The sequence below is a fragment of the Edaphosphingomonas haloaromaticamans genome (genome assembly GCF_001853345.1).
Lineage (GTDB): Bacteria > Pseudomonadota > Alphaproteobacteria > Sphingomonadales > Sphingomonadaceae > Sphingomonas_E > Sphingomonas_E fennica.
Genome location: NZ_MIPT01000001.1, coordinates 3,157,395 through 3,174,334 on the forward strand (window position 1 = coordinate 3,157,395; position 16,940 = coordinate 3,174,334).

Genomic DNA, 16,940 nt, shown 5'->3' on the forward strand with positions numbered 1-16,940 from the left:
TCAGCCCGATCGCAGCAGCCCCACCGCCGCATCCCGCTCGAAAAGGTAAAGCGCCACCCGCGCCGCGCGGCCGCGATCGCCTTCCAGCCCGCCGTCGCGATCCACCAGCAGGCGCGCGTCCGCCGTGGCGGTATCGATAAGCTGGGAAACCTGCTCGGGATCGGCCAGCCGCATCTCCGCCTCGCCCGATTGCCGCGTGCCCAATATCTCGCCGGCGCCGCGCAGCTTCAGGTCCTCCTCGGCGATGCGGAAGCCGTCATTGGTCTCGCGCATCAGGGCCAGCCGCGCGCGCGCCGTCTCGCCCGGCGTGCGGCCGCGCAGCAGCAGGCAGATGGACCGCCCCTCCCCGCGCCCCACCCGGCCGCGAAGCTGGTGGAGCTGGGCCAGGCCGAACCTGTCCGCGCCCTCGATCACGATCAGCGTGGCGTTCGGCACGTCCACGCCCACCTCGATCACGGTGGTGGCCACCAGCACGCCGATGTCGCCGCGCTGGAAGGCGGCCATCACCGCATCCTTCTCCGGCCCCTTCATCCGGCCGTGCACCAGCCCCACCCGATCGCCGAAGCGCTGCCTGAGGTCCGCCGCGCGCGCCTCGGCCGCCGCCTGGTCGGATATTTCGCTCTCCTCGACCAGCGGGCAGACCCAATAGGCCTGGCCGCCGCCCGCCATGTGGCGGCCGAGCGCATCGACGATCTCGTCCAGCCGCGCGTCGGACATCACCCGCGTCTCGATCGGCTGGCGGCCGGGCGGCATCTCGTCGAGCCGGCTGACATCCATCTCGCCATAATGGCTCAGCGTCAGCGTGCGCGGGATCGGCGTGGCCGTCATCACCAGCAGATGCGGCGGCACCTCCGCCTTGGCCGCCAGCATCATCCGCTGGGCGACGCCGAAGCGATGCTGCTCGTCGATCACTGCGAGGCCGAGGCGCTTGTAGCTCACGCCCTGCTGGAAGATCGCATGCGTGCCGATCAGGATATGGATCGATCCGTCCGCCAGCCCCATCAGCACGCTTTCGCGGGCGCGGCCCTTTTCCCGCCCGGTCAGGATCGCGACGTTGACGGGAAGGCCGGCGAGCTGGCGGCTCAGCGTCTCATAATGCTGCCGCGCCAATATCTCGGTCGGGGCGAGCAGCGCGCCCTGGGTTCCCGCCTCCACCGCCGCCAGCAGCGCCATCAGTGCCACCAGCGTCTTACCGGCGCCGACATCGCCCTGCAGCAGCCGCACCATCGGCGTGGCCTGGGCCAGGTCGCCCTCTATCTCCGCGATCGTCCGCCGCTGCGCGCCGGTCGGGGCATAAGGCAGCTTCAGCGCCGCCCGCAGCCGCCCGTCCCCCACCAGCGGCAGCCCCCGGCGGCGGCGGGAGGAGGCGCGCACCAGCATCAGGGCGAGCTGGTTGGCGAAGATCTCGTCATAGGCCAGCCGTTCGCGCGCCAGCGTATCGGCGGGGTCGGCGTGGACGCGGGCCAGCGCCTCGCGCCAGCCGGGCCATTGCCGCCGGGCCAGCAGCCCCGGCTCGATCCATTCGGCAAGGTCGGGCGCGCGGCTCAGCGCCTGCTCCGCCAATTGCCCCATCCGCCGGTTGGCCAGCCCTTCGGACAGGCGATAGACCGGCTCGCGCGCCGGCAGGTCCACCGGCTCGCCGGGCGCGATCACATGATCCGGGTGGATCATCTGCATCTCCTGCCCGTAAAGCTCCAGCTTGCCGGAAATGGTGCGCGGCTCGCCCAGCGGGAACAATTTGCGCGCCCAGCCCGAATTGCGCCCGAAATAGACCAAGCTGATCCGCTGGCCCGCGCGATCCTGCGCCTGGACCCGGAAGGGCGCGCGGGCGGAGCCGGTGGCGCGATAATCGGCCGGCGTCACCTCCACCACGATCACCTTGCCGGCATCCTGCGGATCGAGCAGCGGCACCGCCTTGCGATCGATCCAGGTGACGGGAAGGTGGAACAATATGTCCACCGCGCGTTCCAGGCCGAGCTTGCGCAACGGTTTCATCAGCGCGGGGCCTACGCCCTTCAACGCTTCCACTTCGGCGAACAACGGGTTGAGAATGTCGGGGCGCATAGTAGAGGACAACCCATATCCTCCAGCCGGCAGGTGCGCCAGCGCCCGCGGGCCGGATGCCCATTGCACGGAAGCCAAGTCCATGGATCGAGACACCCGCCTCAAGCGCCTGCGCTTCCGCGCCTGGCATCGCGGCACCAAGGAGGCCGATCTGCTGGTCGGCGGTTATTTCGATCAGTTGGCGGCCGGCTGGTCCGATGCCGAGATCGACTGGTTCGAAACGCTGCTGGAGGAGCAGGACGTGGATATCATGGCCTGGGCGCTCGGCAGCCAGCCGGTTCCGCCGCAATGGCAGGGGCCGATGATGGATCGGCTGCGGCAGCTGGATTATATCCCGGTGGAGAAGTGACGGCGGGATCCGGCATTCGCCATTCCCGCGAGGGCGGGAATCCATGGACGCGACGGCTCCGGGAAAATCGCAGCGTCGGCGTCGAACCTCGGCGTCAGCGGATTCCCGCCTTCGCGGGGCTGACGCGGCACGATACGGATAGACCATTTCACGCATGACCGATCTCCACCGCATCCTGAAGGCCGATCGCCCGCTGACGCTTGCCGGCGTGGCCCAGGGCTTCCTGCCCTGGCTGCTGGCCGATCTTGCCCGGGCCGCCGCCGCGCGCGGCGGGCGGACGGTGTTCATCACCCCCGACGATGCCGCGATGCGCGGGCTGACCGATGCCGCCACCTATTTCGCGCCCGAGATCGAGGTGCTGGCCTTCCCCGCCTGGGATTGCCTGCCCTATGACCGCGCCTCGCCGTCGCTGCGGGCAACGTCGCAGCGGCTGGCGACGCTCCACGCCTTGCAGCGCAAGGCCGATCGCCCGCAATTGCTGGTGACGACGGTGAACGCCGCCACCCAGCGCACCCTCACCCCCTTCCGCATCCGCCAGCTCGTCGCCCGGCTCGCCCCCGGCGAACGGATCGATCGCGATGCGCTGGCCGTGCTGCTGCAGGCCAATGGCTATGTCCGCACCGATACGGTGGCCGATGCCGGCGAATTCGCGGTGCGCGGCAGCCTGCTCGATCTTTTCCCGTCGGGCGAGGATCTGGCGCTGCGGCTCGACTTCTTCGGCGACGAGATCGAAAGCGTCCGCCGCTTCGACCCCGCCGACCAGCGCACGGTGGACCGGATCGACGGCTTCACGCTGCTGCCGGCATCCGAGGCGCTGCTGGACGAGGAGAGCATCAAGCGCTTCCGCACCCGCTATCGCGAGGCGTTCGGCGCCACGGCGACGGGCGATCCGCTCTATCAGGCGATATCGGAGGGGCGCCGGCTGGCGGGGATGGAACATTGGCTGCCCTTCCTGGAGGATCGGCTTTCCACCCTGTTCGATCATCTCGCCGACGATGACGTGATCGTGCGCGACGCCGGGGATGCGGGCGCCGCCGATGCCCGGTTCGAAGCGATCGCGGATTATCACGCCAACCGCGTGCGCGCCCAGTCCGCCGATCCCGGCAGCTACCGCCCGATCGCGGCCAGGGCGCTCTATCTCGACAATGAGGAATGGCAGGCGGCCATCGCCGATCGGCCGATCCACCTCGTCACCGCCTTCCACGAGCCGGAAAGCGCCGACGTGCTGGAGTTCGGCGTGGACGGCCCGCGCGACTTCGCGCCCGAACGCGCGCAGAACCTGAACGTCTACGAAGCCGTGACCGAGCATGTCGAGGCGCAGCGGCGCGGCGGCCGGCGCGTCATCCTCGCCAGCTATTCCGCCGGCGCGCGCGAACGGCTGGGCGGCCTGCTGAAGGATCATGGGCTGGATCGGCTGGCGGAGGCCGATAGCTGGCAGGATGCGCTGGGCAAGGCGGCGCAGGGCGCCACCGCGCTGATCGTCGTGCCGCTCTACCACGGCTTCACCACGCCCGACATCGCCCTCCTGACCGAACAGGACATGCTGGGCGACCGGCTGGTGCGGCGGGCGAAGCGCAAGAAATCGGCCGACGCCTTCATGGCCGAGCTGGCGACGCTCTCGCCGGGCGACCTCGTGGTCCATTCCGATCATGGCATCGGCCGCTATGAAGGGCTGACCTCGATCCCGGTCGGCACGTCCCCGCACGATTGCGTGGCGCTCACCTATGCCGGCGGCGACAAGCTCTACGTGCCGGTCGAGAATATCGACGTCCTCTCCCGCTACGGCGCGGAGAATGAGGGCGTCCAGCTCGACAAGCTGGGCGGCGTCGCCTGGCAGGCGCGCAAGGCCCGGATGAAGGAGCGCATCCGCGAGATCGCGGGCGAGCTGATCGCCACCGCCGCCTTGCGGGCGCTGCGCCCGGCGGATGTGGCGCTTCCCGATGCCGGCGGCTACCCCGCCTTCGTCGATCGCTTCCCCTATCAGGAAACGGACGATCAGGATCGCGCGATCGGCGACGTGCTGGACGATCTCGCCAGGGGCACGCCGATGGACCGGCTGGTCTGCGGCGATGTCGGCTTCGGCAAGACGGAAGTGGCGCTGCGCGCGGCGTTCGTCGCGGCCATGGCGGGGATGCAGGTGGCGGTGGTGGTGCCGACCACCCTGCTCGCCCGCCAGCACTTCACCAACTTCGTCGAGCGTTTCCAGGGCTTCCCGATCAATATCGGCCGGCTTTCCCGGCTGGTGCCGGCGGCCGAGGCCAAGCGGACCAAGGAAGGGCTGGCCGACGGATCGATCGACATCGTGGTCGGCACCCATGCGGTGATCGCGAAGAATGTGGAATTCAAGCGCCTCGGCCTCGTCATCGTCGACGAGGAGCAGCGCTTCGGCGTCACCCACAAGGAACGGCTGAAGGCGATGAAGGCGGACGTCCACGTCCTCACCCTCACCGCCACGCCGATCCCGCGCACCCTGCAGATGGCGATGTCCGGCCTGCGCGAGCTTTCGGTGATCCAGACGCCGCCCGTCGATCGGCTGGCGGTGCGCACCTATGTGATGCCGTGGGACCCGGTGGTGCTGCGCGAGGCGCTGCTGCGCGAACATTATCGCGGCGGGCAGAGCTTCTTCGTGGTGCCGCGCATCAACGACCTGCCCGATATCGAGGATTTCCTCCGCAAGGAGGTGCCCGAGGTCCGCTATGTCGTCGCCCACGGCCAGATGAGCCCGACCGAGGTGGAAGAGCGGATGTCCGCCTTCTACGACAAGAAGTTCGAGGTGCTGGTTTCCACCACGATCGTGGAAAGCGGGCTGGACATTCCCAGCGCCAACACGCTCATCATCCACCGCGCCGACCGGTTCGGCCTCGCGCAGCTCTACCAGCTTCGGGGCCGCGTGGGCCGGGCCAAGACGCGGGCCTATGCCTATTTCACCACGCCCGCCACGCGCACCATCACCGAAACCGCGATGAAGCGCCTGCACGTGCTGTCCGATCTCGATTCGCTGGGCGCGGGCTTCCAGCTCGCCAGCCACGATCTCGACATTCGCGGCGCGGGCAACCTGCTGGGCGACGAGCAATCCGGCCATATCAAGGAGGTGGGGTTCGAACTCTACCAGTCGATGCTCGAGGACGCGATCATGGAGGCGAAGGCCGGCGGCCTCAGGGAGGCGGCGGTTTCCGCGCGCGACTTCTCGCCCCAGATCAACGTCGACGCGCCGATCCTCATCCCCGAGGAATATGTGCCCGATCTCGACCTGCGCATGGGCCTCTATCGCCGGATGAACGAGCTGGAGACCGCCAACGAGATCGAGGCCTTCGCCGCCGAGCTGATCGACCGTTTCGGCAAGCTGCCCGAACCGACGCAGAACCTGCTGACGGTGATCCAGATCAAGCTCAACTGCCGCAAGGCGCATGTCGCCAAGCTGGATGCCGGCCCGCGCGGCGCGCTCGTCACCTTCTTCAACGACAGCTTCCCCGATCCGGCCGGGCTGATCGCCTATGCCCAGCGGCTGCAGGGCACGGCCAAGCTGCGGCCGGACAACAAGCTGGTCATCACCCGCCCCTGGCCCGATGCGAAGTCGCGGCTGAACGGCGCGCTCCAGCTTTCCAGGGGCCTGGCGAAAATCCTCCGCTGAACGCGAAAACGGGCCGGCGGATCGCTCCCGCCGGCCCGTTTTCGGCTTTCACGTCATGGCCGCCCGATCCGGCAGGAATGGTTCCGGATCGGGCGGCCCCTGCCCTCAGGCAAGCTGGAAGCGGACGGCGCGGCGGCGCATCGTGCCGCCGACAAGGCCGAAGCCGGCGATCATCATCGCCCAGCTCGCGGGTTCGGGAACCGCCGGGGTTTCGACGCGATCGATGGTGTCGACCACCAGGCCCGAAAGCTTGAAGCCGTCGAACTTGGCGAAATCCTTGAAGCTGGCGCCGACGAACAGCAGGTTGCCGATCTCGTTCGCCAGGTTGATGTCGCGGGTGGAGGTGCGCGATCCGCCGGCATTCTCCTCGAACGGGCCGAACACGCTGGCTACGCTCGCCCAATTGGCGAAATCCACGTCGCTGGCGAAGGAAAGATCGATATTGCCGACGCCGATCGTCGCGTCGCTGTCAGACGATCCGCCGACGCTGAACGGGGTGAAGGTCGCCTTCTGCACCTCCACCGCCTGATCGAACTGGAACACCAGGAAATCGAAGGTGCCCTGATTGTCGATGGTATGGCTGGTATCGTTCTTCGCGCTCGCGCCCAGCCCCTGCGGATAGGCGCCGAGATAGGCTTCGCTGATCGAATAGCTGTTGCCCGTCTTCTTGGCGGACCAGGCGCTCACCTTGACCTGAAGCGTCTCCGCGCCGTTGGTCGCGGTGAAGGTGCGGACGTTGCCGCGCTGGCCGTTGTCCGGCGTATTGCCCGTCAGGCCGAAGGTGAATTCGGCCGCGGAAGCCATGCCGGGCGCCGCCGCCATCAGCATCGCCGCCGCGGCCAGACCCAGTTTGCGCAAAATCATATATGCCCCTTTCGCTCGTTCCGGATGCCTTCCGGAAATTCGGCGAACGGGAAGCAGGGGCCGGGCCAGTTCCGCGCAAAACACGCAAAATGCGGGCACTCGATGGTTAATACGGCTCCGCCCGGCGGAGCCGGTGTCAGTTCAGCCGACAGGACCCGCCGTCACCAATAGGGTTTCGCGTCCCAATAGGAATACATCGGCGTCTCGCTTTCGCGGATGCGGTCGGTGTCGTCGAGGTCCAGGCTCGGCGCGTCCTCGATCTCCTGCCTGGTGATGCCCGTCACATAGCCGCGCCTGACGGCGTCGTAGCGCAGCCGTTCCCACGGGATCGGGTAGACATGCCCGCCAATGCCCAGCAGGCCGCCGAAATGCAGCACGGCATAGGCCACCTGCCCGGTCGTCTTGTGGATCATCACCGAATGCACGGTGCCCAGCTTTTCGCCCTTGGGCGAGTAGACGGGCGTTCCTTCGACCCGCGCGGACGATATCAGCTCGTGCGCGCGCACATCGTCGGCCACCGCCGCCATCGCCAGGTCTGTCATCATCTGGTCTGTCATGGCCAGCCTCCTTCGGAAGCCCCCCGCCCATAACAGCGGCGACTCCCTGCCGGAGCCGCCCGGTCAGGCCATCGATTATGCACCCTCGCCCGCCCGATGGCCAGCGCCGCGCACGCGACGCCGGCCTTCGGAGAGGTATTTTCCGCTATGCCGGGTCGCGGCTAAAGGGCTGATTTCAGCCGCGGAAGGCGTCGTAGGTCCATTCCCAGGCGCCAAGCTCCGGCCCGTCCTGGAAATTGAACTCCTCACGGATATCCGACACCTGCCAGTCGAGATAATCCTCCCAGCGGATCATGAAGAACGGCTTCTTCTGCTTGGCGCCGACGGCATAGCCACGGGCAAGGCCCTCCAGCAGCGTCGGCAGCACATCGGGATAATGCAGGCCGGCGCGGCTGATCGATGTCGCCGTCAGGATCGATCCATAGGCGTTCAGCTCATGCACCAGATCGCCCTGGAAATAATTGGAATTGGCGACCGTATTGGCCGCGATCAGCGCGATCTCGCCCACCGGGCTGGGATCGAGGCCCGTCACCATATGCTCGATATCGTGATTCTGGACGCGGCGCTTCACCAGGAAGTCGAAATCGTTCTTCGGCTCGTCCTTGTACATGAAGTCGATCGCCAGGCCGCTCTTGACGATGAAATCGTGGATCAGCGCGCCAAGGGTGCCCGGCGCCCGGCCTTCCACCAGCTCCGCCGTGAAGTTGGAGATGTAGCGTTCGTCCAGCCAGGCGGCGAATTCGGGGATGCGCGCCTTCTCCGCTTCGAGCGCCGCGAACACCCTGGCATAATCCGTGACCTCGCCGAAGGCGCGGCTCAGCTCGGGGATCAGATAGGCGGCCGGCAGATCGTGGCCGTCGCGCTTGAGGCCGAACTGGGCATAGATATCGCGGAACAGCGGATTGTTGAGATATTTGGACGTGCTGATCAGCACGCTGGACTTGGCGGGCTCCGCCGCGCCCATGAGGTAGGAGGATTCTTCCTTGTTCAGCTCGATCGGCTTGTTCATCGCCCTCTCCTGATTTTTATCGTGTCAGCCCATGAAGCTCGGGTCGCGGACCTGCAGCACCGTCCAAGGGTGGCCGACGAGCGCGTCGGCGCTCGCCACGCCCGCCTTGGCCATCACGTCGGCCGCTTCCTCGGCATTGATATGCACCTTCGATCGGCCGCCATTGGCGAACATCAGCTCGATCACCAGCGCCGCCTCCCCGTCATGGGTGGAGGTGAGCTGGACGGATGCGATGCTGGGCACGGCGGTTCCCATCGATCCTGTCTCAGGCCGCGCGCGGCGGCTCCACGAAGATCACGTCCGATGGCGTCACCGCGCCGCCGCCGGGCCGGAAGGCGACGTAGAGGTTCCAGCTCTGCAGCATGCCCACCGCTTCCTCGGCCGGCGTGCCCGGCAGCTCGCGCGCGGCGATGCTGGCCCAATCGTCGCCGGGGACGGGCTGGATGAAGTTGCGGACGGGCGGGATATTGACGGTCTTGGCCATGTTTCTTGCTCCCCTCAGGCCGCCATCGGCACGATCGCGCCGGCCCGATCGCTGCTGTATCCGCCGTCGCGGCTGTAGGCGCGGCGGCCGTTGACGAACACCTGCTCGATCCCCTCGGCGCGGCGGATGTAGCGGAAGCCCGGCGCCGGCAGGTCGTCGACCGCGATTTCCGGCCCGCGATCGATCGCTTCGGGATCGAAGATGACGAGATCGGCGGCATAGCCCGGCTTCACCAGGCCGCGATCCCTGATGCCCCACAGGCTGGCGACCTCATGGGTCAGCTTGTGCACCGCCTGCTCGACCGACAGGGTCTTGTGGCCGCGCACATATTGGCTGAACAGGAAGCCGGTATCGCCATAGGTGGAGAAGTTGGTGACGTGCGCGCCGCCGTCGCCCGCGCCGATGCCGATCAGCGGCTCGGCCAGGAAATCGCCGATCTTGGCGGTGTTGTTGTGGCCCAGCGCCTCGAGGCCGTAGGAGGTCTGGAGGTCGTCCGCCAGCGCGATGTCGATGATCGCCTCGGCGATGTGGCAGCCGCGCGCCTTGGCGATGTCGCCGATGCGCTGGCCGGCCAGGTCCGCGCTGTTCGGCCCCGGCCGCTTCACGAAGGCATCGGCGAAATCGATCTGGAGGCCGATGGGCATCATGAAATTGTCCATCTCGCCCTTCAGCTTCTCGCGATGGGCGGGATCGCGCAGCGCGGCGATCTTCTCCTCATGCGTCATCAGCGTCGTCGCCCACCAGGTCGGCAGGGTGGCGAAGGTCGACATCGGCGCCGTCAGGTCGAAGGAAAGGTCGATCGGCCGGGTCTGCATCTGCGGCACGACGCGCGCGCCATAGGCGGTCTGCAGCTTGATGCGGTCGAGCGCGATGCCGCACAGTTCCGGCGAGGCATTGCTGTCGAACAGCGGCGAGAAGGTCGTCGAGATATTATGCTTGCGCGAAAGATCGCCGAGGATGTCGATCCGGGCGCACAGCAGGTCCGCATCCCAGAATTCGGGGACGATCTGCAGGATCGCGCCATATTCGCCGAGCACGGCGCACAGCGCGTCCAGTTCCTTCGGCTCGGCCAGGCGGGCCGGCACCGGCCGGTTTTCATGATCGATATCGACCCACGATCCGCTCAGGCCCACGGCGCCCGCCTCCAGGCATTCGCGCAGGGCCTGCTGCATGTCGGCGATCTCGCCGTCGGTGGCGGCACGCTCGCGCGCGGCCTCGCCCATCACCCACAGGCGGATCAGGCTGTGGCCGACGAGCGGCGCGACGTTGATGCCCAGCTGGCCGCGGATCGCCTCGACATATTCGCCGAACGTCTCCCAGCTCCAGGTGAGGCCGGCGTCGAAGGCGTTCTTCGGCATCTCCTCGATCTTGCGGAAGGTGGCGCCCAGAAGCTCGCGATGCTCGGCGCGGAGCGGCGCGAGGCTGAGCGAGCAATTGCCCGGCACGATCGTCGTCACGCCATGCTCCAGCGCCGGCTGGGCAAAGCCGTCCCACACCAGCTGGGCGTCATAATGGGTGTGCGGATCGATGAAGCCGGGCGACACCACCAGGCCCCTGGCGTCGATCGTCTCGACGGCATCGCCGCCGACATCGCCGACCGCGACGATGCGACCGCCGCGCACGCCCACGTCACCGTGGAAGCTGGGACCGCCGGAACCGTCGCAGATACGCGCATTCCGGATGATGAGATCGAGCGACATTGCGGCTTCCTCTGCCTTGAGACGACGAATCACCGGCGCGGTCTCGGGGCCGCGCTCGGTCGTTCCGTCGATTACGATACAGTTTGCATCTTATTTGGCAAGGGGAGTCCGCATGCCTTCCGGCCGCACCGTCAGGCGGCGGTCCACCCCCCGTCGATCGAAAGGTTGGCACCGGTGACCTGAGCCGCGCCATCGGTGCAGAGATAGACGGCCAGCGCCGCCACCTGCTCCGCCGTCACGAACTGCTTGGTCGGCTGCCCTGCCAGCAGCACATCGTTCATCACCTGCTCGCGCGTCATGTTCCGCGCCTTCATCGTATCGGGAATCTGCTTCTCGACCAGCGGCGTCCACACATAGCCGGGGCTGATGCAGTTCGCCGTCACGCCCGATGTCGCGGCTTCCAGCGCCACCGTCTTGGTAAGGCCGGCAAGGCCATGCTTGGCGGCGACATAGGCCGCCTTGAACGGCGAGGCGACGAGCGAGTGGGCCGACGCGGTGTTGATGATCCGTCCCCATTTGCGCGCCTTCATGCCCGGCAGCGCGGCGCGGATGGTGTGGAAGGCGGAGCTGAGGTTGATCCCGATGATCGCATCCCATTTTTCCGGCGGGAATTCCTCGATCGGGGCGACGTGCTGCACGCCCGCATTGTTGATGAGGATGTCGACGCCGCCGAAGGTCCGGGCGGTCTCCTCCACCATCGCGACGATCTCCTCGGGCCTCGTCATGTCGGCCGCCGAATAAGCGGCCCCCGCCCCGCTCGCGGCGGCCAGCGCCTGCCGCTCCTGCTCGATCGCGCCGGCATCGCCGAAGCCGTTGATAACGACATTGGCCCCTTCGGCCGCCAGCGCCTTGGCATAAGCGAGACCGATACCCGAGGTCGATCCGGTGACGAGCGCGGTCTTGCCCTTCAGGAACATGGCGAAAACTCCGTTTTGGTTCAGCGGTTGAGAAGATCGAAGGCGGCGGTTTTCCCGTCGACGATGTTGCGGGCGACGAGCGCGGACCGGGTCATGGTCTCCGCCACGGCGGCCTCGCCGGCCGCCCAATGCTCGTTCATCGTCCGGGCCGAGAATTCATAGTCGCGCGCGCCGCCCTCCCAGGCGTTGGCGCGGTAGATGAGTTGAACGACATTGACCGAATATTCCCGCGCCATCTCCGCCAGCGCCGCCACGTCGGGATCGTCCGCCATCGCATCGGGCAGCTTGGCCAGCACCTTGCGGATGGCCTCCCTCTCGCGCCGCAGGCGGAGGCGCTCGTTCGATACCTGGCGGGTGCGGCTCGAGAATCGAATCTCCTTCTCCCGCGCGATCACGTCCATGATGGTGTGCGGAAAGGCCGATGCGGCGGGGAACAGGTCCACCTGGAAAACCAGCATGTCCGCATCCTGCGTATCGAGCACATAGCCGAGCGGCGTGTTCGATACGATGCCGCCGTCCCAATACCAGCGGCCATCTATCTCCACCGGCGGCAGGCCGGGCGGCAGCGCGCCCGATGCCATGATGTGGCGGGCGTCGATCCGACGCGCGCGCGGCCCGCAACTGTCGAAATATTCGAAATTGCCGCTTTCGATATCGACCGCGCCGACCGACAGCCGCACCGGCCCTTCGTTCAGCAGATCCCAGTCCACCAGCGAATCGAGCGTCTGCCGAAGCGGGCTGCCGTCGTAGAAGCTGAGCGCCTGCGGCGTTCCCGGCTCGGCGAACATCGGCGGCATGACGCGCGGCGTGAAGAAACCCGGAACGCCGAAGGTGGCGACATGCGCGGCGGACCATTCGTGGATGAACTCGCGCACATTATCGTCCGGCCAGATCGGAAAGCTGGGCAGCCAGGCGCTTACGCCTTCCCAGAAGGCGCGCAGCCGCTCCACCCGGCGCTCCGGCGGATTGCCGGCGATGATCGCGGCATTGACCGCGCCGATCGAGATGCCGGCCACACGATCCACCTCGATCCCCGCCGCCGCCAGCGCCTGATAGACACCCGCCTGATAGGAGCCCAGCGCACCGCCGCCCTGCAGCACCAGCGCCACCTCGTCCGGCAGCGGCATGGTCCCGCCCTTGGCGGCCCTGGCGGGTTCGGCATCGGCCATGGCGGCAATCTGCGCCCGATATTGCGGTGCGGCAAGGCAGAAGATTGCAACCCGCCGCATCGGCGCGCATTGTCGCCCGGCAATCTGCGGGGAGACCGACCTTGCGCCTGGACGACGAAAGCGAAAGCAGCAACATCGAAAGCCAGCGCGGCATGGGCGGCGGCGGCTTCCAGCTCGGCGGGATGGGCGGCGGCGGCGCGATGGGGCTGATCTTCAGCCTGGTGGCGAGCCGCTTCGGCATCGTCGGGATCATCGGCATCGTCGTGGTGATGATGCTGCTCGGCGGCAACCCGCTTTCCATGCTGGGCGGCGGTTCCGGCAGCGCCCCGGCCGTCCAGCCCGCCGCGACCGGCCAGGCCGCGATCCGCGACGAGACCGATCGCAAGGTCGCCAAGATATTGGGATCGACCGAGCGGGTGTGGGGCGAGCTGTTCCGCCGCGCGGGCCAGACCTATCAGGACCCGACCCTCGTCTTCTACGACCGCAACGGCATGTCGGGCTGCGGCGCCGCCCAGTCCGCGATGGGGCCGTTCTATTGCCCCGCCGATCACAAGATCTACCTGGACACCACCTTCTTCGACGAGCTTGCCACCCGCTTCGGCGCGCCGGGCGATTTCGGCATGGCCTATGTGATCGCGCATGAAGTGGGCCATCATGTGCAGACGCTGACCGGCATTTCGGACAAGGTGCGCGCGGCCCAGCAGCGGGCCGGCCAGGCCGGCGCCAACGCGCTGCAGGTGAAGATGGAGCTTCAGGCCGACTGCTATGCCGGCGTGTGGGCGACGAACGACCGCAACCTGCTCGAGCCCGGCGATGTCGAGGTCGGCATGCGCGCCGCGCAGGCGATCGGCGACGATACGCTACAGAAGGCGGCCGGCCAGCGCCCCGTGCCCGAAAGCTTCACCCACGGCACGTCGGCCCAGCGCGTGGAATGGCTGCAACGCGGCCTGCAGACGGGCGATCCCGCCCAGTGCGACACCTTCGCCAGCTAGATTGTCGCGCCGGTCATCCCGCAAACGGGAAGAAACCGGCGGCGGTTCGGCCAGGCGAGGGAACCATCACCCTGTAGTCGCTCATGTGCGACTCCGGGACCCATCGTGCGGCAAGCCGATGTCGGTGCAAGCGGGGGGGGGGGCAGGAAGGCGCCCGACCTTCCGAATATTCGGATCGCGGCGTGATCTAGGCCGTAGACTCATAAGCACGGAGCCACAGGCGCATTGAAGCGAGCTGGACCATGGCGAGGAAGTTGGCGGCGAGCTTGTCGTATCGCGTGGCGACGCGGCGGAAGTACCTCAGCTTGGAAAAGAAGCGTTCGATCAGGTTGCGCTCCCGGTAGAGCCGCTTGCTGAAGCACGGCTTCCAGCGCCGGTTGCTCTTGGCCGGGATGTTGGGCGTGGCGCCCTGGTCTTCGATCAGCGCGCGGATACGGTCCGCATCATAGGCCTTGTCGGCCAGCACGATGGTGCGTGGGCCGAGGTGGTCGAGGAGCGTATCGACGATCTGCCCGTCGTGCGTCTGTCCCTCGGTCAGGCCGAGCCGGATCGGGAGGCCCTGCGCGTCGACGACGACGTGGATCTTGGTCGTGAGCCCGCCGCGCGATCGACCGAGACAGTGATCTGCACCCCCTTTTTTGCTGTCGCGGCCTGCTGGTGGGCGCGAACGGAGGTGCTGTCGATCTGATGTCGCCGTCATGCGTGGCGGTGACGGCGTCCATCAGCCGGTGCCAAACACCTGCCTTCCGCCATCGCACGAAGCGGTTATAGCAGGTGGTGCGCGGACCATAGCGCTCGGGCAGATCGCGCCATGGCGCTCCGGATCGTAGCACCCAGAAGATGCCGTTCAGTACGCGGCGATCATCGACGCGCGGCACGCCTCGTGGCTTGTTGGGCAGGAGCGGCTCGATCACGCGCCACTCGAAGTCGGTCAGGTCATATCGGCTCATACCCGGCTTGAATCATCAACCGGTGACCGATGGAAGGCCGGACTTGATCTCGAACGGTTGTCCTCGCATCCATAGCCGATGGCGGTGACACTGCTCCCTTTATCGAACGGGCACTACTCGTTGGAGTTCGAGTCTGCGGACCTGCCGTCGGTGTCATCGGCCATTCGCGACCGCTACGGCGTGCCCGACCAGCGGCAATATCCGACATCTGCCGAGTACCGGTTCGGTGGGTGCAGTTTCACCTTCCAGAACGAGTGGGATGATCCCTGCCTCATTTCCGGATCAGCCGAGGGCGACGACATTCTTAAGAGCCTTCACAACGATCTCAGCACTGGGGCTTGATGAACGCTCACCTTTATGAGTTCACGGCCTAGTCACCCGGAACTGTAATCCGTATCATTGACCCGGATTCATTTGGGGAGATGAGCGATGGCAGGGCGGCAGGCGGATGCGGTGGTGTTGAGNCCTAGTCACCCGGAACTGTAATCCGTATCATTGACCCGGATTCATTTGGGGAGATGAGCGATGGCAGGGCGGCAGGCGGATGCGGTGGTGTTGAGCGCCGAGGAGCGCGCTTTTCTTGAGGCACAGGTTCGACGGCACAAGGTGCCTCGGTCGTTGTCAGATCGGTGCCGGATGATCCTGCTGTGCGCAGATGGGTCGCAAAGCAAGGAGGTCGCCGNGCGCCTTGGGGTGCACGAGCATACGGTCGGCAAGTGGCGCCGCAGGTTCGTGAAGGACCGCATCGAGGGCCTCACCGACGAGTACCGGCCCGGCCGCCCGCGTACCGTTTCCGATAGCCAGGTGGCACAGGTGATCGAGCGCACGCTGNACACCACGCCCAAGGGCGCCACCCACTGGTCGATCCGCTCCATGGCCGCCGAAGTCGGCCTTTCGCACACCACTATCCGGCGGATATGGACGGCATTCGGCCTGCAGCCGCACCGGTCCCAGACCTTCAAGCTTTCCACGGATCCGCTATTCGTCGACAAGGTTCAGGACATCGTCGGCCTCTACATGTCGCCGCCGAACCGGGCCGTGGTGCTGTGTGTTGACGAGAAGTCCCAGATCCAGGCGCTCGATCGCGAACAGCCGGTCCTGCCGNTGGCACCGGGCGTCCCTGAGCGGCGAACCCATACCTATGTTCGCAACGGCACGACCTCGTTGTTCGCAGCGCTCGACATCGCCACAGGAGCAGTGATCGGCAAATGCTACAAGCGCCACCGGGCAACCGAGTTTCTCGACTTCCTCAAGCAGATCGACGCCGCGATGCCCGAGGGACCCGATGTGCACCTCGTGATGGACAACTACGCCACGCACAAGACGCCGAGGATCAAGGCCTGGCTGGCGCGCCGTCCGCACTGGCACGTCCACTTCACACCGACATCGGCCTCCTGGATCAACCAGGTAGAACGCTGGTTCGCCGAACTCACGCGCAAGCAGTTGCAACGCGCCGTCCATCGATCCGCCGCCGAGCTCGAAGCTGACATCCTCGCCTTCATCGAGGCGCACAACGAAAACCCGAAGCCTTACCGCTGGACCAAATCCGCCGACGAAATACTCGCCTCCGTCAAGCGCTTCTGCCAGAAAGCAATGAAACGTACTTCAGATTCAGGTGACTAGAGCGCGCGCCCCGCGATACGGGCGATTTCGCGCTGGACGACGCCTTCAACCAATTCGGGCAGCCGCGCGTCCAGCCATTCCTTCAGCATCGGGCGCAGCATCTCGCGCACGAGGCCCTCGAGCGTCTGCTCGTCGCCCGCCGGCTTGATCACGCTGGACGAAAGCGCCGCAAAGGCATGGCGGCTCGCCTCCGCCGTCGCAGTGGAAATCAGCTCGGGCTCGGTGCGGGCGCCCATATCCGTTTCAGCAGCCATCGCCGCCTCTCCCGTCGATATGCTCTTTCCGGTCGCCGGCGCGGCGGCGGCGTCCTTCGCTGCCACGGCCGGCACCGCATCGGCAGCCGGATCGACGGCAGCGTTTCCGGCTTCGGCGGGCACAGCCACCACCGCGACTTCCTCGGTCAGTTCCAGAACCTCGTCCGCCGGGCGTTTCGCCTGGCGCCCCTTGATCGCGCGAATCATCGAAGCCGGAATCGGCACCTCCGCATCGGCCTGCGTCGCCTGGCCACGGCCGCCGCGTGTGCGCGGGGCGTTCATGGCCGCCGCGCTGTCATCGGCGATGATGCGCTTGATGGAAGCCAGTATCTCCTCCATCGACGGGTCGTTGCGGATATCAGCCATCCGCTTTTTAT

The 16,940-nt window shown here is 66.9% G+C and carries 15 protein-coding genes and 1 pseudogene; 5 read left to right on the top strand and 11 right to left on the bottom strand.

Translation table 11 applies throughout. From position 1 onward, the window contains the following. Window positions 1–2,064 carry an ATP-dependent DNA helicase RecG gene (recG, locus tag BHE75_RS14595; RefSeq protein WP_070934306.1) on the bottom strand — a complete coding sequence of 688 codons (2,064 nt, stop codon included), beginning with the start codon at window positions 2,062–2,064 and terminating at the stop codon, window positions 1–3. 82 nt (window positions 2,065–2,146) lie between these two features. On the opposite strand from recG, the gene BHE75_RS14600 reads away from it, so the two are divergent. Together BHE75_RS14600 and mfd are read left to right on the top strand one after the other, a co-directional pair. Further along, complete coding sequence (locus tag BHE75_RS14600) at window positions 2,147–2,413, top strand: succinate dehydrogenase assembly factor 2 (RefSeq protein ID WP_015457514.1); 267 nt, start codon at window positions 2,147–2,149, stop codon at window positions 2,411–2,413. A gap of 154 nt (window positions 2,414–2,567) precedes the next feature. Further along, window positions 2,568–6,044: a transcription-repair coupling factor gene (mfd, locus tag BHE75_RS14605; protein WP_070934307.1), complete on the top strand. Its 3,477-nt coding sequence runs from the start codon at window positions 2,568–2,570 to the stop codon at window positions 6,042–6,044. A 105-nt stretch (window positions 6,045–6,149) separates the two neighbouring features. Here mfd and BHE75_RS25020 read toward each other — a convergent pair whose 3' ends face one another. From BHE75_RS25020 to BHE75_RS14645, 8 genes are all read right to left on the bottom strand, one after another. Continuing rightward, window positions 6,150–6,908 carry a PEPxxWA-CTERM sorting domain-containing protein gene (locus BHE75_RS25020; protein ID WP_015457516.1) on the bottom strand — a complete coding sequence of 253 codons (759 nt, stop codon included), beginning with the start codon at window positions 6,906–6,908 and terminating at the stop codon, window positions 6,150–6,152. Between the two features lie 161 nt (window positions 6,909–7,069). Beyond that, entirely contained in the window at window positions 7,070–7,465 is a 396-nt protein-coding gene (locus BHE75_RS14615) for a PRC-barrel domain-containing protein (protein WP_015457517.1), read from the bottom strand. 175 nt (window positions 7,466–7,640) lie between these two features. Further along, the gene (locus BHE75_RS14620) at window positions 7,641–8,474 is read right to left on the bottom strand and encodes a Coq4 family protein (RefSeq protein WP_015457518.1); all 834 of its coding nucleotides are present in this window, start codon (window positions 8,472–8,474) and stop codon (window positions 7,641–7,643) included. 24 nt (window positions 8,475–8,498) lie between these two features. Beyond that, on the bottom strand, window positions 8,499–8,717 hold the full coding sequence (locus BHE75_RS14625; RefSeq protein ID WP_236626848.1) for a hypothetical protein: 219 nt from the start codon (window positions 8,715–8,717) through the stop codon (window positions 8,499–8,501). Between the two features lie 22 nt (window positions 8,718–8,739). After that, entirely contained in the window at window positions 8,740–8,958 is a 219-nt protein-coding gene (locus tag BHE75_RS14630) for a hypothetical protein (RefSeq protein WP_015457520.1), read from the bottom strand. A gap of 14 nt (window positions 8,959–8,972) precedes the next feature. Continuing rightward, window positions 8,973–10,658, bottom strand: a complete 1,686-nt coding sequence (locus BHE75_RS14635) for an N-acyl-D-amino-acid deacylase family protein (RefSeq protein ID WP_015457521.1) — start codon at window positions 10,656–10,658, stop codon at window positions 8,973–8,975. A 131-nt stretch (window positions 10,659–10,789) separates the two neighbouring features. After that, window positions 10,790–11,575, bottom strand: coding sequence for a 3-hydroxybutyrate dehydrogenase (locus tag BHE75_RS14640; RefSeq protein WP_070934309.1), 786 nt, complete (start codon window positions 11,573–11,575; stop codon window positions 10,790–10,792). A 20-nt stretch (window positions 11,576–11,595) separates the two neighbouring features. Beyond that, window positions 11,596–12,744 carry a patatin-like phospholipase family protein gene (locus tag BHE75_RS14645; RefSeq protein WP_015457523.1) on the bottom strand — a complete coding sequence of 383 codons (1,149 nt, stop codon included), beginning with the start codon at window positions 12,742–12,744 and terminating at the stop codon, window positions 11,596–11,598. Between the two features lie 101 nt (window positions 12,745–12,845). Here BHE75_RS14645 and ypfJ point away from each other — a divergent pair, with 101 nt between their 5' ends. Next, the gene (ypfJ, locus tag BHE75_RS14650) at window positions 12,846–13,736 is read left to right on the top strand and encodes a KPN_02809 family neutral zinc metallopeptidase (protein WP_070934310.1); all 891 of its coding nucleotides are present in this window, start codon (window positions 12,846–12,848) and stop codon (window positions 13,734–13,736) included. Between the two features lie 187 nt (window positions 13,737–13,923). Here ypfJ and BHE75_RS23360 read toward each other — a convergent pair. Then, window positions 13,924–14,686, bottom strand: a pseudogene (locus BHE75_RS23360) (IS5 family transposase). A gap of 78 nt (window positions 14,687–14,764) precedes the next feature. On the opposite strand from BHE75_RS23360, the gene BHE75_RS14660 reads away from it, so the two are divergent. Further along, the gene (locus tag BHE75_RS14660) at window positions 14,765–15,028 is read left to right on the top strand and encodes a hypothetical protein (RefSeq protein WP_070934311.1); all 264 of its coding nucleotides are present in this window, start codon (window positions 14,765–14,767) and stop codon (window positions 15,026–15,028) included. Between the two features lie 183 nt (window positions 15,029–15,211). Continuing rightward, on the top strand, window positions 15,212–16,309 hold the full coding sequence (locus tag BHE75_RS14665) for an IS630 family transposase (protein ID WP_070934312.1): 1,098 nt from the start codon (window positions 15,212–15,214) through the stop codon (window positions 16,307–16,309). Here BHE75_RS14665 and BHE75_RS14670 read toward each other — a convergent pair. Further along, window positions 16,306–16,929 (bottom strand): DUF2497 domain-containing protein, encoded by a 624-nt coding sequence (locus BHE75_RS14670; RefSeq protein ID WP_070934313.1) that lies wholly within the window; start codon window positions 16,927–16,929, stop codon window positions 16,306–16,308. The genes BHE75_RS14665 and BHE75_RS14670 overlap by 4 nt on opposite strands. Between the last annotated feature and the right edge of the window lie 11 nt (window positions 16,930–16,940).